Origin of the sequence: Neptunomonas japonica JAMM 1380 (assembly GCF_016592555.1) — a bacterium.
In the GTDB taxonomy this organism is placed as follows: Bacteria; Pseudomonadota; Gammaproteobacteria; order Pseudomonadales; family Balneatricaceae; genus Neptunomonas; species Neptunomonas japonica_A.
On record NZ_AP014546.1, the window covers coordinates 2081433 to 2094627 of the forward strand.

Here is a 13195-nt window from a genome sequence, read left to right on the forward strand (position 1 = left end):
AAATTGAGTTTATGCCAATACCACCTAATACAATAACACTTCCTATTTTATATTCTTTTCGACGCTGTCCTTATGCTATGCGGGCTCGTTTAGCCATTTATAATAGCCACTTGGATATAGAGTTACGTGAAGTTGTTTTAAAAGAGAAACCTACATCACTGCTCGCTATTTCTCCTAAAGGAACCGTGCCTGTTTTACAGTTACCTAATGGTCGTGTCATAGAAGAAAGTATCGATATCATGTATTGGGCTTTGCAACAGAACGACCCTAGTCATTGGTTACCAAGTGAGCTAAAGCCTGCAATTCAGGTATTAATAAAGCAAAATGACGATGAGTTTAAATATTGGCTGGATCGCTATAAATATGCAGATCGTTACTTAGAGCATCCGATGGAGTTCTACCGCTCTCACTGTGAAAACTGGTTCGCTATATTAGAACAAAAACTTATATCTAATGATGGTTTTTTACTAACAAATAGATACACATTGGCTGATATCGCGCTCTTCCCATTTGTGCGTCAATGCGCACATGTCGACCGTAGCTGGTTTTTACAGACACCTTACCTACATTTACAGGCTTGGTTAGAGAAAATGATTAACTCAAACTTGTTTACCCAAGTCATGCAAAAGCAGCCACAATGGCTCGCAGAATAGAAAAAGTACAGTCATGTAAGCAACCCTAGAATATTCCTGCTAAAATAAAATTATTGCTAGGATTGCGGTGATATTACAGGGAATTACATATGGACTGTTTAACGTGTAAAAGTAAGCTTTTGCAACAAGGGGCTGTCGATCAAGCAGCTGTTGTTGAATCACTAGGCGAAAGTACTAATCAGTCATGGTGTAAAGTTTGTGCAGTTATTGTTTGCTTACCCTCCGACATACCCATGGATATCTACACTGACTATGATTTATGTGAAGCTGAATAGCATCAGCTAAATACAGTCATTGGCAAAGAATTATCTGGTTAAAAAATCATTCACTACTCTAGGCTAAAGTCTTTTGTTAAAAACAACTTCACTTTTTGTAGTACCTTATAAGTAAAGCGAAGCTGTTTTTAACAGGAACCTGCAGGGTCATATATTGTTGTTTATCTGTTTTTCAGTATCTCTTTGAGCTCTTTTATTTGATTAGATAAATCTTGAATGGTTGGTTCACCATCGGCCAATGCTTGCTCCCTTGCTTCTATCGCATGCTCTTCTTCCATTACGTTGACAACAATACCAATGACCATGTTTAAAAACGCAAAGGTTGTGAGGAATATAAACGAAAGATAATAAATCCAGCTAAATGAATACACAGCCATTGTTTCATACATCACATCCGTCCAGTCCTCAAATGTCATAACACGAAACAATGTCAGCATAGATATAGAGATATCGCCCCACAATGTGGCATTAATCGACGCGAAAAATGATGCACCTACCGCAGCGTAAATATAGAAGATGATAAACATCAGTAGGATGACATAACCCAACTGCGGTAATGCCTTAAGAAGTGAATTCAGTAATAAACGCAACTCAGGAACAATGGATACCATACGTAAGACACGAAATATGCGTATTAAGCGACCAACCAGGGCGAGTTCGCTGTCTTCAACCGGTATTAAGCTTACTATAACGATAAGCGTATCAAAGACATTCCATGCATTTTTGAAAAAGTTCCGTTTTTGCGGCTCACCAATAAAGCGAACAGACACCTCGATCAGAAAAAAGAGTGTAATACCCACATCGAGCCAGCCGATGATCATCAGAACGTTGTCGGGAATATCATAAGTTTTGGCACCGATAACGAGTGCAGAAAACAAGATGACACCAACAACAAATAGCTCAAAAAATCGGTTATGACGTAATGAGTAAAAACGAGACTGTAGATTATCAATATTCATGATTGAGAGAGTTCAGGAAAGTATTATTATGAGATCGTAAGATGAAAATTTTTACGCACATTTTATAAATGTACGATGAGAAATGCCAATCTAACATGTAGAAAAAGCGCCGCACAAATAATAAGCTTCTTTTACTTATGCGGTGTTTATTAATAGAACGAGACTTAGCAGATCAATTGGTCCAAAGCTTTTTCAGCAACTCGGTTGAGCGTGCTGCTGGATTCTCACGAATCAACTTTTCTTCAGCGGCTAATTTTAGAAACAACCCATCCAAAGCGGCATTAGTGACATGAGTGGTAAGATCGCTATCAACTTGTTTACCTATAACCGGTAGATCTGCCGCTTGTGCCGCAAGCGTATTGTAATATTTAGTTGCGCCCACTTCACCTAAGGCACCATCAACCTCTGGCTTAAATAAAGCAGCTATTTGCGGGCCAGCCTTTTCACGAAAGTATTGAGTAGCCGCATCATCAGAGCCTTCATAAATTTTACGAGCATCTTCAAAGCTCATACTCTTGATGTTATCAACTAAAATAGCCGTTGCTTGTGGCGCAGCACGTTCAGCAGCACGGTTAATAGATTGCTCAAATTGATCGACTTGTTCACTCATACCAAATTTGCGCAATGGTCCTGCTAATTGATCTAGACCTACAGGCATAGGCACGCGGATTTGCGGATCATTAAGAAATCCGCCTTCGGCAGAAATAAGCTTGATAGCACGCTCGCTACCTATAACCAAGGCTTCTCTTAAGCCATTAATAAGCGTCTCGGATGATAATGATGCGCTACTAACCCCTGAATTACTTGTTGCGGGTTGTTTAATTAACTCACCCCCTGTTTTTTTCACACTTTCAACTAAATCGCTCCAGCCGGCATGGCTGCTAGTTGCGATGGCTGCACTAAGCAGTAGGGTAGTCATTGTTAACTTACGCATGATGAAAGCCTCCATCCTTGTCTATAGATAGCGCTAGTGTAACGGATTATCACTAATCAGTTGCCACAAATTTATGAGAAATTTCACCAATAATCATTCTGTAACAACCACTTCCACCGTAAAATAGCTTATTCTGATATACAGTAAGTAATAAGTAGCTCAATTATGCTTTGAATACTACTAAAGTATTGTGCCTGCTACATTCTTAGATCATAAAACATCAACTCTTGAGAACAATAATGATACATCGGTTGCAGTATATTAAGCGTTGTTTATTACTCTGTTTTATTCTGGGTATTGCACCTGCATATGCTGAAAACCAGGTCATCACACTCGGCACGGGAGGAGTGACAGGCCTCTATTATCCAACAGGTGGTGCGTTGTGCAGACTCATCAACCAAACCCGTCAAACGCATGGCATCCGTTGTGCCGTTCGCAGTACATTAGGCTCTGTTACCAACCTTATTCAAGTAGCAAATCATGAGTTGGATATGGGGATTGCAGAGGCAGGGCAACTGTATAACGCTTATAAAAGCTCTTCTTCCCAGTCTAAAATACCTTTACGGTTACTCACTAGCTTATATCCTGAATACATATCGATACTGGTGAGGTCGGATGCCGGCATTCAGAACTTCGAAGATCTTAAAAATAAACGTATCAATATTGGCAAGCTGGGTACTAGCCAACGTTACACCATTGAGTTGTTAATGAAGGCTCATGGTTTGCAGCTTAGTGACTTTAAAGAGGTCACTGAATTAGCGCCTGCTGAACAAGCGACTGCGCTATGTGACAACCGCATCGATGCAACTCTCTATGTAGTGGGGCATCCTAGTGGTACGATCAAAGAAGCACTGAGAGACTGCCAAAGCCAATTAATTGGTTTATCAAAACAAGACAGAAATACACTCATACAACAAAATCCACACTATAGAGAAATGAGTGTTTCAGGCAATATTTATTCAGAAAATGCCCCTGATGTACTGACAGTGGGTGTTAACGCAACTTTATTTTCTCGTGCCGATCTACCTGACGATGTCGCCTATGCTGTTGTTAAATCATTATTTGAGCAGTTTGAAAATTTTAAAAAACTCCACCCTGCTTTTCGTTTACTCAAGCCAGAAAAAATGATGGCGCCTTCAACAATGCCTCTACCACTTCACCCAGGTGCTGCTAAGTATTTTCGGGAAGTACAGCCACTATCGCAGGCCCAGTTAGAGTAATGGGTGTATCAGAAAGAGGCTTTTGTACTAGCACCATAGGCAACTCCAAACGAAAGTGTGCACCTGATGTATCGGATAAGCAGGAAATATGCCCTTGCAGTAATTGACTGACCAAATTAAACGCGATATGCATACCTAAGCCACTACAGCCTTCATTACGTTTTGTGGTCATGAACGGCTCAAATACCTTGTATTGCCAGTCTTTAGGAATACCCACACCATTATCACGATAATCAATAATCAGGTTATCTTCATCGGCCTTAACATCAATCGTAATAACGCCACCAGGGCGATCTTCAAAGCCATGAATCAATGAATTCAGAATCATGTTAGTGAGCACCTGATAGTAACAACCCGGGTAGCTATCAATCATGAGGTGTTTAGGGCCAGTAATAGCAATATCGGGTTTACACTGTTTAAGGCGTGGATTGAGCGATAATAGAACTTCATCAAGATATTGGATCAAATCAAAGCGGCGGCACTGCTCACTTGATTGGTCTACAGAAACTAGCTTAAAGGCATTAATCAACTGCGCTGCACGCTCTAAATTTTGGCAGATTAAACGGCTACTCTCAACGGCAGTGTTGGCTAAAGGATCATTGGGTGAGTGTTGTTGGTATAAATGAGCTTGATCGGCGAGAAAAGAAGCAGCAGTAAAGCCAATGCCGATAGGCGTATTAATCTCATGGGCAACACCGGCAACCAAGCCCCCTAATGCTGCCAGCTTTTCAGACTCAACCAACTGTTGCTGTGTTGAGCGTAACGTTGCTAGTGTGTCATGCAATTCTTGGTTTCGCTCTTCGAGCTCTTTGGTACGGTCAACCACACGCTGTTCTAGCTCTGTATTGAGCTTGGCCAGCGAGCGCTCGGCATCTTCTCGCTTACTCATATCATGCAGCATAGAGCGGCGCATGCTGTTCATCGCATCAACAACCTGACTTAACTCGTCACCCTGATGCTTGCTATTGCGTTTAAGGTCGAGTGGTGTACCTAGATGCTCTAATTTAAGTCGGCGCGCGTAAGCTGCCATGCTACCTAAATGTTGAGTTATGAGCCGATGAAATAAGGTAAGGATAAAAATCGAGACAAGAAAGGTCTTAATTCCCTGTGATGCTAATATAACGAGTACTTTATCTGCCAAACGACGATAAACCTCATCAAGGCTAAGAATTAGGGTCAGTTCACCAACGGAGATAGCCCCTCTGTCTGCATCATGATGCTCAAGCGCATAGCGACGCTCGACAATAGCGCCAGTTGTTGGCTTACTTCCCGCCACATAAAAATCATTAAAAGAGGAGTTGATCTCTAAATAGCGTACATCGGGCAGCTGTAGCAACCCATCCAGCTGTACTTGGATTTGTGCAGGGCTAATTTCCCACAAGCTATTTGCAAGACTATTTCTTGAGCTGGCTTCGATCTGCAATAAACGCTCATCAATGGCAGATAACTCGTAACGGTAGTCTAGCCACAGCTGTGTACCCGTAGCAATTAACGTAATAGCAGAGCTGTATAACAAGATAGCCGCAAGTAAGCGCATCCCAAGTGGTTTTTGGTGGCGGAGCTGACGGAAGCGTTGCAGCAGTCGCATAGTAATAAATCTTTAAAGACGAATGATCTGCTTATCATAACCGCACAAACGCCAGACGAAACCCTATTCATTCACTTTGTATAGATGATAGCAGTTAGAAACATGACATTTACTTTCCTCATTGACCCGCAGGAACACGAATAATTTCGTCGTGACATTGTTGAAATCATGCTTTCTAGATGAATTGGCTTTTCTTCCTTGATACAAATCAAATACTACATATAGTGTTTTTAATAATATATATATCAATATATAGTTATTTATGTGCACCTATCATCTGCTCTTGTCTATATAGGTGCTTTTATATCAGAGGAAAAACGCATGGCCGCATCGTTAGAAAACACCGTATTCAAAAGCCTGCTAAGTAGCTCAGCACCATCGACAACAGAAATACCTTTGCAAGATACATCGCTTGATATTTGGGATACGAAATATTGTTTAAAATCGAAGCAGGGTGAAATGCTCGACAACTGTATTGATGATTCTTTTACTCGTGTTGCAAAAGCTTTGGCAGCGGTAGAAGCCGATGATAAAAGCCAATCACATTGGTACAAGGAGTTTTTATGGGCATTACGCCATGGTGCTGTTCCTGCTGGTAGGGTGATGTCTAACGCGGGAGCGCAACAACACAAACCTGCCACTTCAACAATCAACTGCACCGTATCAGGAACTATCTACGATTCTATGGATGACATCCTAGGTAAGAACCATGAAGCAGGGCTCACGTTAAAAGCAGGTTGTGGAATTGGTTATGAGTTCTCTACCTTGCGACCTAAAGATGCCTTTGTCTCAGGCGCCGGAGCATACACGTCTGGGCCTTTATCCTTTATGGATATATTTGATCGTATGTGTTTTACCGTATCCTCAGCAGGTGGCCGTCGCGGTGCGCAGATGGCCACTTTTGATGTAGGACACCCTGATGTGCTCGAATTTATTAAAGCTAAACGCGAAGATGCGCGCTTACGACAGTTCAACCTATCATTACTCATTAGCGACCCATTTATGCATGCCGTCAATGCCGATAATGACTGGCCATTAGCGTTTCCAATAACAGAGAAAGAACAACAGCGAGACAACATCAACCTTAATGATACACAGACGGTTTTGTGGCGAGAGTGGCCGATTCAACAAGGTTATATCACGAATAGCGAAGGGTTGGTGGCCTGTAAAATTAGTAAAACAGTAAGAGCAACACATCTATGGAACGCCATTATGAGTTCCACATACGACTTTGCTGAACCCGGTTTTATTCTAATCGATAAGGTCAATGAGCAAAATAATAATTGGTTTTGTGAAAATATCCGCGCAACTAATCCATGTGGAGAACAGCCATTACCACCTTACGGTAGTTGTTTGCTCGGCTCCATTAACCTTACCAAGTTCGTGATAGATCCATTTACCAACCAGGCTCGCTTTGATTGGGACAGTTTTAAAAGTACGGTTACCATTTTTACCCGTATGTTAGATAACGTGGTAGAAATCAATGGGCTACCGTTAGCAGAGCAACGCCATGAAATTAATCATAAGCGCCGCCATGGTATGGGCTATCTTGGGCTCGGTTCTACTATTACCATGCTTAAAATGCAGTACGGTGATGCAGCATCCGTAACCTTTACCGAACAAGTGACCAAAGAATTAGCCATTACGGGCTGGCGTGCAGGCCTTGATTTGGCAAAAGAGAAGGGCGCAGCGCCCATTATGGAAGAGCAGTTCGAAATAACTGGCGAAATGTTACGCAAACGCCCCGAGATGCTCGATGATGGTTATAAAGCAGGAGATTTAGTTGCAGGTAAAGTACTTCACGCCCGTTATAGCCGCTATATGCAAAAGATAGCTAAAAGTGAACCTGAGCTAGTTAAGCAATTAGCAGAGCATGGCTGCCGATTTACCCATCATAGCTCCATAGCACCAACAGGAACCATTGCACTATCAATAGGCAACAACGCCAGTAATGGCATTGAGCCGAGCTTTGCGCATCACTACTCACGCAATATCATTCGCCAAGGGAAAAAATCTAAAGAGAAAGTCGATGTGTTCTCTTATGAGCTTCTCGCGTATCGCCATCTGATTAATGCAGAGGCCATGCCTTACAGCGATAACACAGAGCAACAGCTTCCCGACTATTTCATCTGTGCTGATGATATTCATCCAAAGCAACATGTCGATATACAAGCGGCCGCCCAAAAATGGATAGACTCCTCTATCTCTAAAACCGCCAATGTACCCACCGATTATCCTTATGATGAGTTCAAAGATATTTACCTTTATGCGTATGAGCAGGGTCTAAAAGGTTGTACTACTTTTCGTTTTAATCCTGAGGCTTTCCAAGGTGTACTGGTAAAAGAGCAAGACCTAGAAAACACCCTGTACGAGTTTACGCTGGCAGATGGCAGCACCGTAGAATTAAAAGGGAATGATGAGGTTGAATACGATGGTGAGGTACACACAGCGGCTAATCTATTTGATGCACTAAAAGAAGGTTACTACGGTAAATTTTAAATACATTTTATATATCAAATACTTAAGACAATAAATTAATCCGAAAACTTTACGTTTACACATAAATAACAGTGACTACTTTACGCAAAAATGCCAAAACAAGCAGCCAAAAGGACAGCGAAATGCCATCCATAGAACAAAAAAGAGTTATTAAAATTGACCAAGCTATCGTTAGTTATAAAGTCATTACCGCACAAGACACAGCCGAGGCTGCTATAAAAGCAGTAGAACATAATCAAGAGAAGAGGGCTGAGCCGTGCCTAGAAACCGTACATGAGAACCTAAGCCGCCCAGACTTTCTTATGGGCTCAACCTATAAAATAAAAACGCCAATGTCGGAACATGCGCTGTACATCACAATAAACGATATCGTTCTCAATCAAGATACGCCACACGAGCAGCGTCATCCGTACGAAATATTCATCAACTCCAAGAATATGGATCACTTTATGTGGGTAGTGGCGCTTACACGGGTAATTTCAGCTGTCTTTCGTAAAGGTGGTGATGTCACCTTTATGGTTGAGGAGCTAAAAGCAGTGTTCGACCCTAAAGGTGGTTATTTCAAAAAAGGCGGTAAATTTATGCCCTCATTAGTCGCGGAGATTGGTGAATCAATTGAGAATCACTTAAAAATGATCGGCTTAATTAAAAATCAATCAATAGACTCACACCAACAAAAAATTCTTGATGAAAAGCGTGCAGAGTTTGACCGAAGGAGTGCTACACAGAAAGAACTCGTTAGTAGTAATCCTGTAAATAATAGTGCAGTGAATGATGATAACGGCGGTTTTCCTGCTAACGCTCAGCTGTGTAACAAGTGCCACACAAAAGCCGCTATATTAATGGATGGTTGTTATACCTGCCTGAGTTGTGGTGACAGTAAGTGCTCTTAAATACTCCTTATTTTTGCCTGTTTGCTTATCCAATCAGTAGCGTTGTGTACTGCTGGTGGATATTATGCACCAGCAGAAATTAACTCAGATATTGATAAACCACGGTAATATTTATGAATACGAACAGTAATGAATACGGAGTAAACGATAACTCATATAAAGCGGCAGGTGAGCTACCGGGCCTAACTCAGTTGGTTGATGACTTTTACGATAATATGAGCGAATTTCCAGAATCTAAAACCATTCGCGATATGCATCCAAGTGACTTAACCGAATCCAGAACAAAACTGGCTTACTTTTTATCAGGTTGGCTCGGTGGTCCAAGGCTCTACTCACAACATTTTGGCGGCATGAGTATTCCTGCATCACATAAACATCTACCCGTTGGTGAAGCAGAAAGCGAAGCATGGCTTCACTGCATGCAAAAAGCCATAGACGTACAGCCTTATGAAGAGCCATTTAAAGTGTATTTGATCACGCAGCTACGTGTGCCTGCTGAGCGAATCAAGACAGTATGTGCGAGAAATATTGAATAAAATAATCAGTGACTAGGTTGACGGGGCCTCATTTGGGAGGGGCGCTGGGTAGAGTACAGTAGGCCTGATCAAATCCTATAATTCTGCTTATTTTTATTCTCAGGCTCTATAGTCGACTAAACTCATCGGCTATAAAGTCAAACACTCTGCGAACCCTAAGGCTGGTTCTTAACTCTTGATGGCATACTAACCAAATGGGTAGCCGTATTACCGGCCCCATATGTTCAAATGCACGAATTAAACGTGGGTCTTTATCCCCCAAGTGCTCAGGAAAAAAAATAAGCCCCATTCCTTCTTTGCAAAGCTCAAGTTGTAATAGCTGGAATGAAGTGATGAGCTTGAAATTCTGTTTAGAGAGTTGCCACCCCTGTTGATTGAGCATGTCCAATACTGTGTTGCTTCGATCAAAACCAATAATTTGAATATCGCTAAGCTCAGAAAAGTGGGTGATTTGTGGTAACTGCGCTAAGTAACCCTTTGTCCCATAGAGCCAGCCCACTTCGTCACCGAGTTTTTTTGCGATCAAATCATTTTGCTTCGGGCGAAAATTACGAATAGCAATGTCTGCCTCACGCCGTTTGAGGTCGCTGGCGGCATTGGTCACAATCACCTCTATATCAATACCCGGCTCTTCTCGTCGTAATTTAGCGATGATCTTTGGTAGTCGAAATGTAGCATCTAATTCACCGGCAGAAACAATCACAGATCCTTCAATTTGTTGTGATTGCCCTGTAGCTGATAGTGAAAACTGCAAGGCTGCATCGCGCATTAAACGGGCATGCTCTAACAGTTCCATTCCGCTATCAGTTAAGACGAGCCGTTGCCCAACCCGCTCAAATAACGTTATGCCGAGAGCTGCTTCAAGCGCCGATACTTGGCGACTCAATGTAGGTTGTGTTAAACCTAACGCCTTTGCAGCAGCAGATAAGGTGCCTTCTTCAGCCGTCACCAGAAATGTACGGGTATGATTCCAATCGAAGTTTACAGAGCTCCAGTTCATACGAAAACGCATACCTATTATTCAAAACCTGCAATATATCTTCTATTTTCGTATAGGTATAGTTGCGAATAATGAATAAATGTACGGAGAACAGTATGACTACTCTCGTTGTTGGAGCCAGTGGGGCAACTGGTCGCTTACTGGTCGAGCAGTTATTAGCCCAAGGGCAACAGGTTAAAATTATTGTCCGTTGTGTTGGTGATTTTCCAGATACCTTAAAACAAAATGACAACCTAACGATGACTGAATACAGTCTATTAGATATGACCGATACAGAACTATTGCAGCAAGTAGCAGGGTGTAGCGCCGTTGTTTCGTGCTTGGGTCACAACTTAACTTTTAAAGGAATATTTGCTCACCCAAGGCGCTTAGTGACTGAGGCAGTTCAACGTTTATGCAGTGCCATTGAAAACACCAAGCCAGTTGCTCCCGTAAAATTTATCTTAATGAACACTACCGGCAACCAAAATAAGCATGCGGGTGAAAAGGTAACGCTTGGGCAATCCATTATCGTTGGCTTGATAAGGTTTTTGCTGCCCCCGCACGCCGACAACGAGCTAGCAGCAGAGTATTTGCAACTAAGCTTTAATACTAGCCACAAGATGATTGAGTGGGTTGCTGTTCGCCCCGACAGCCTCATTAACCAAGAGTCAGTCACAGAATATAAAGCTTATGCATCTCCCATTCGTAGCGCTATTTTTGATGCAGGTAAAACAAGCCGAATCAACGTTGCTCACTTCATGTCGGAGTTGGTCACTAATGGCACCACATGGAGCAAATGGAAGCACCAAATGCCGGTTATTTACAATATTTAAATATATTCATGCAAGCATACGGAAACAAAAATATGAAAATGAATTACGTCGTCTTTGGCACTAATAATATGGAACAAGCTGTTCAGTTTTACGATGCTTTATTTGAAGGAAGTGAAATCAATAAAGTACATGCACAAGGGCGTATGACGTTATGGGCAGGACACGATTTTATGTTTGCTGTTGCAGAGCCGTTTGATGGTGAAGAAGCAACCTTTGGAAACGGCATAATGGTTGGGTTCAACCTTGGCTCATCATCCGAGGTGGAACGCTTATACAACAAAGCGCTAGAAATGGGCGGTATCGATGAAGGCAAACCAGGCATACGCTCCGCTAGGTTTTCTGCTTATATAAGAGACTTGGATAAAAACAAAATATGCTTGTTCGAGTAACAGTGGATCTCATATCTAAGAGATGTAAGTGTGTTTGATAAATGTAAGCGAATAACGTGTAATGCGACGAACAAGTTACCTCTCATTAACTGAAGCCAATAATAGCTCGTATAGGCGCTTAGCCGCAGGTCCAGTTTTTGCATTTTTAGGTAACGTTACATGTAGTGGAACTTGATAGTAGCTTGCGTGCTCAACATTAAGAATGAGCATTTCAGGATCATTATGACTTTCAATAACGTGCTTTGGTAAACGACAGTAACCCAGCCCTTGCTTGGCCGCTTGCCAAGCATGGTCAAAATTATCTACAGTTATCCGTTGATTTGATTTTAGCCAACCCACATCTAAGCTGTCTGACTCCCCTAAATCTCTCACTACAATTTGTCTATTCATAGCCAGGTCAGCCAAACAAGGCTCTGGATTGCTCGCTAATGGGTGAGTACTAACCGCCACAGGCAACATAATAACCATACCAAAGGCTTCGCAAGGGTGATCAGTAATCGGAACGTTAATAATCGAAATATCAGCGCTTTCTTCTACTACCATGCGCGTTGTTTTTGAGAGTGAAGTCTCAACAATTTGAATAGATGTCGTGTTGTTTTGCGCAAGGAATGTAGCCAAAGGCTCGTATAGCCACTTTCTGTCACACAAATGATCAACAGCGACAATCAGTTCTGACTCAAACCCTTGGGATAACTGGTTACTGATCTCTTCTAGTGCTTTAGCTTGTTCGATCATCGACTGCGCTCTGCGCAATAACGACTTCCCATCATGAGTCAGCACGGCTCGACGCCCTTCAACTCTTACAAGAGCAACATCAAGCTGATCCTCTAGTTTTTTTACCGCATAAATCAACGTGGTATGGCTCTTACTCATCTGCGCTGCCGCTGCTTGAATACTCCCCGCTTTATCTATTTCAAATAAAGTTAACCATTGCTCTAACGTTGTTTTAAGCTTCATGTGTCTAATTTACTCACACTAATTCACTAAATTATGAACTTTTATGTTTAATTTATCTAGATATTATATTGCTTATACCCAAGAGGAAAGGCAAAGCATACGACTTACTTATTAACTCTTGAATAAACGAAATAGTTGGAGAAGATGATGAGCATATTATTGCAAGTAGATTTTGATTACTCAGGCCCATTTGGCGAAGAAATGGCAGGAATGCTAACTAGCTTAGCAGAATCAATTAACCATGAGCCGGGCATGATTTGGAAAATTTGGACTGAAAGCGAACAGGATAAGTTAGGCGGTGGTATCTATCTTTTTGAAGATAAGGCGTCTGCTAATGCTTATTTAGCCATGCATACCGCACGTTTAAAAGAGATGGGAATAGCAGAGGTCAGAGGGAAAGTCTTTGATGTGAATAGTTCTTTATCCATAATTAATCAAGGGCCGATTGAGAAACTCTCTATTGATAAACCTTAGTCA

At 41.8% G+C, this 13195-nt stretch carries 14 protein-coding genes; 9 read left to right on the top strand and 5 right to left on the bottom strand.

The window, feature by feature from the left end:
• Window positions 1–11 precede the first annotated feature (11 nt).
• Window positions 12–653, top strand: a complete 642-nt coding sequence (locus NEJAP_RS09730; RefSeq protein WP_201347059.1) for a glutathione S-transferase — start codon at window positions 12–14, stop codon at window positions 651–653.
• A gap of 89 nt (window positions 654–742) precedes the next feature.
• Window positions 743–928: a hypothetical protein gene (locus tag NEJAP_RS09735; RefSeq protein WP_201347060.1), complete on the top strand. Its 186-nt coding sequence runs from the start codon at window positions 743–745 to the stop codon at window positions 926–928.
• A gap of 161 nt (window positions 929–1089) precedes the next feature.
• Here NEJAP_RS09735 and NEJAP_RS09740 read toward each other — a convergent pair whose 3' ends face one another.
• Complete coding sequence (locus NEJAP_RS09740) at window positions 1090–1887, bottom strand: ion transporter (protein WP_201347061.1); 798 nt, start codon at window positions 1885–1887, stop codon at window positions 1090–1092.
• A gap of 172 nt (window positions 1888–2059) precedes the next feature.
• Window positions 2060–2821, bottom strand: a complete 762-nt coding sequence (locus tag NEJAP_RS09745; RefSeq protein ID WP_201347062.1) for a DUF4197 domain-containing protein — start codon at window positions 2819–2821, stop codon at window positions 2060–2062.
• A gap of 239 nt (window positions 2822–3060) precedes the next feature.
• Between NEJAP_RS09745 and NEJAP_RS09750 the strand changes: the two genes are divergently transcribed.
• On the top strand, window positions 3061–4041 hold the full coding sequence (locus tag NEJAP_RS09750) for a TAXI family TRAP transporter solute-binding subunit (RefSeq protein ID WP_201347063.1): 981 nt from the start codon (window positions 3061–3063) through the stop codon (window positions 4039–4041).
• Here the strand turns inward: NEJAP_RS09750 and NEJAP_RS09755 are convergent.
• Entirely contained in the window at window positions 3992–5629 is a 1638-nt protein-coding gene (locus tag NEJAP_RS09755) for an ATP-binding protein (RefSeq protein WP_201347064.1), read from the bottom strand. The two genes, NEJAP_RS09750 and NEJAP_RS09755, sit on opposite strands and share 50 nt — an antisense overlap.
• 321 nt (window positions 5630–5950) lie before the next feature.
• On the opposite strand from NEJAP_RS09755, the gene NEJAP_RS09760 reads away from it, so the two are divergent.
• From NEJAP_RS09760 to NEJAP_RS09770, 3 genes are all read left to right on the top strand, one after another.
• Window positions 5951–8128: an adenosylcobalamin-dependent ribonucleoside-diphosphate reductase gene (locus NEJAP_RS09760; protein WP_201347065.1), complete on the top strand. Its 2178-nt coding sequence runs from the start codon at window positions 5951–5953 to the stop codon at window positions 8126–8128.
• A gap of 122 nt (window positions 8129–8250) precedes the next feature.
• A complete protein-coding gene (locus NEJAP_RS09765; protein WP_201347066.1) occupies window positions 8251–9021 on the top strand; it encodes an NrdJb in 771 nt (256 codons plus the stop codon).
• A gap of 113 nt (window positions 9022–9134) precedes the next feature.
• Window positions 9135–9557, top strand: coding sequence for a group II truncated hemoglobin (locus tag NEJAP_RS09770; protein WP_201347067.1), 423 nt, complete (start codon window positions 9135–9137; stop codon window positions 9555–9557).
• Window positions 9558–9663: 106 nt separating this feature from the next.
• Here the strand turns inward: NEJAP_RS09770 and NEJAP_RS09775 are convergent, their stop codons facing one another.
• Window positions 9664–10557, bottom strand: a complete 894-nt coding sequence (locus tag NEJAP_RS09775; RefSeq protein ID WP_201347068.1) for a LysR family transcriptional regulator — start codon at window positions 10555–10557, stop codon at window positions 9664–9666.
• 95 nt (window positions 10558–10652) lie between these two features.
• Between NEJAP_RS09775 and NEJAP_RS09780 the strand changes: the two genes are divergently transcribed.
• Both NEJAP_RS09780 and NEJAP_RS09785 read left to right on the top strand, forming a co-directional pair.
• Window positions 10653–11372, top strand: a complete 720-nt coding sequence (locus NEJAP_RS09780) for an NAD(P)-dependent oxidoreductase (protein WP_201347069.1) — start codon at window positions 10653–10655, stop codon at window positions 11370–11372.
• A 32-nt stretch (window positions 11373–11404) separates the two neighbouring features.
• Window positions 11405–11761 (top strand): VOC family protein, encoded by a 357-nt coding sequence (locus tag NEJAP_RS09785; RefSeq protein ID WP_201347070.1) that lies wholly within the window; start codon window positions 11405–11407, stop codon window positions 11759–11761.
• Window positions 11762–11836: 75 nt separating this feature from the next.
• Here the strand turns inward: NEJAP_RS09785 and NEJAP_RS09790 are convergent, their stop codons facing one another.
• Window positions 11837–12718 (bottom strand): LysR family transcriptional regulator, encoded by an 882-nt coding sequence (locus NEJAP_RS09790; protein WP_201347071.1) that lies wholly within the window; start codon window positions 12716–12718, stop codon window positions 11837–11839.
• A gap of 147 nt (window positions 12719–12865) precedes the next feature.
• Between NEJAP_RS09790 and NEJAP_RS09795 the strand changes: the two genes are divergently transcribed.
• Window positions 12866–13192 carry a monooxygenase gene (locus NEJAP_RS09795; protein WP_236590886.1) on the top strand — a complete coding sequence of 109 codons (327 nt, stop codon included), beginning with the start codon at window positions 12866–12868 and terminating at the stop codon, window positions 13190–13192.
• Window positions 13193–13195 lie beyond the last annotated feature (3 nt).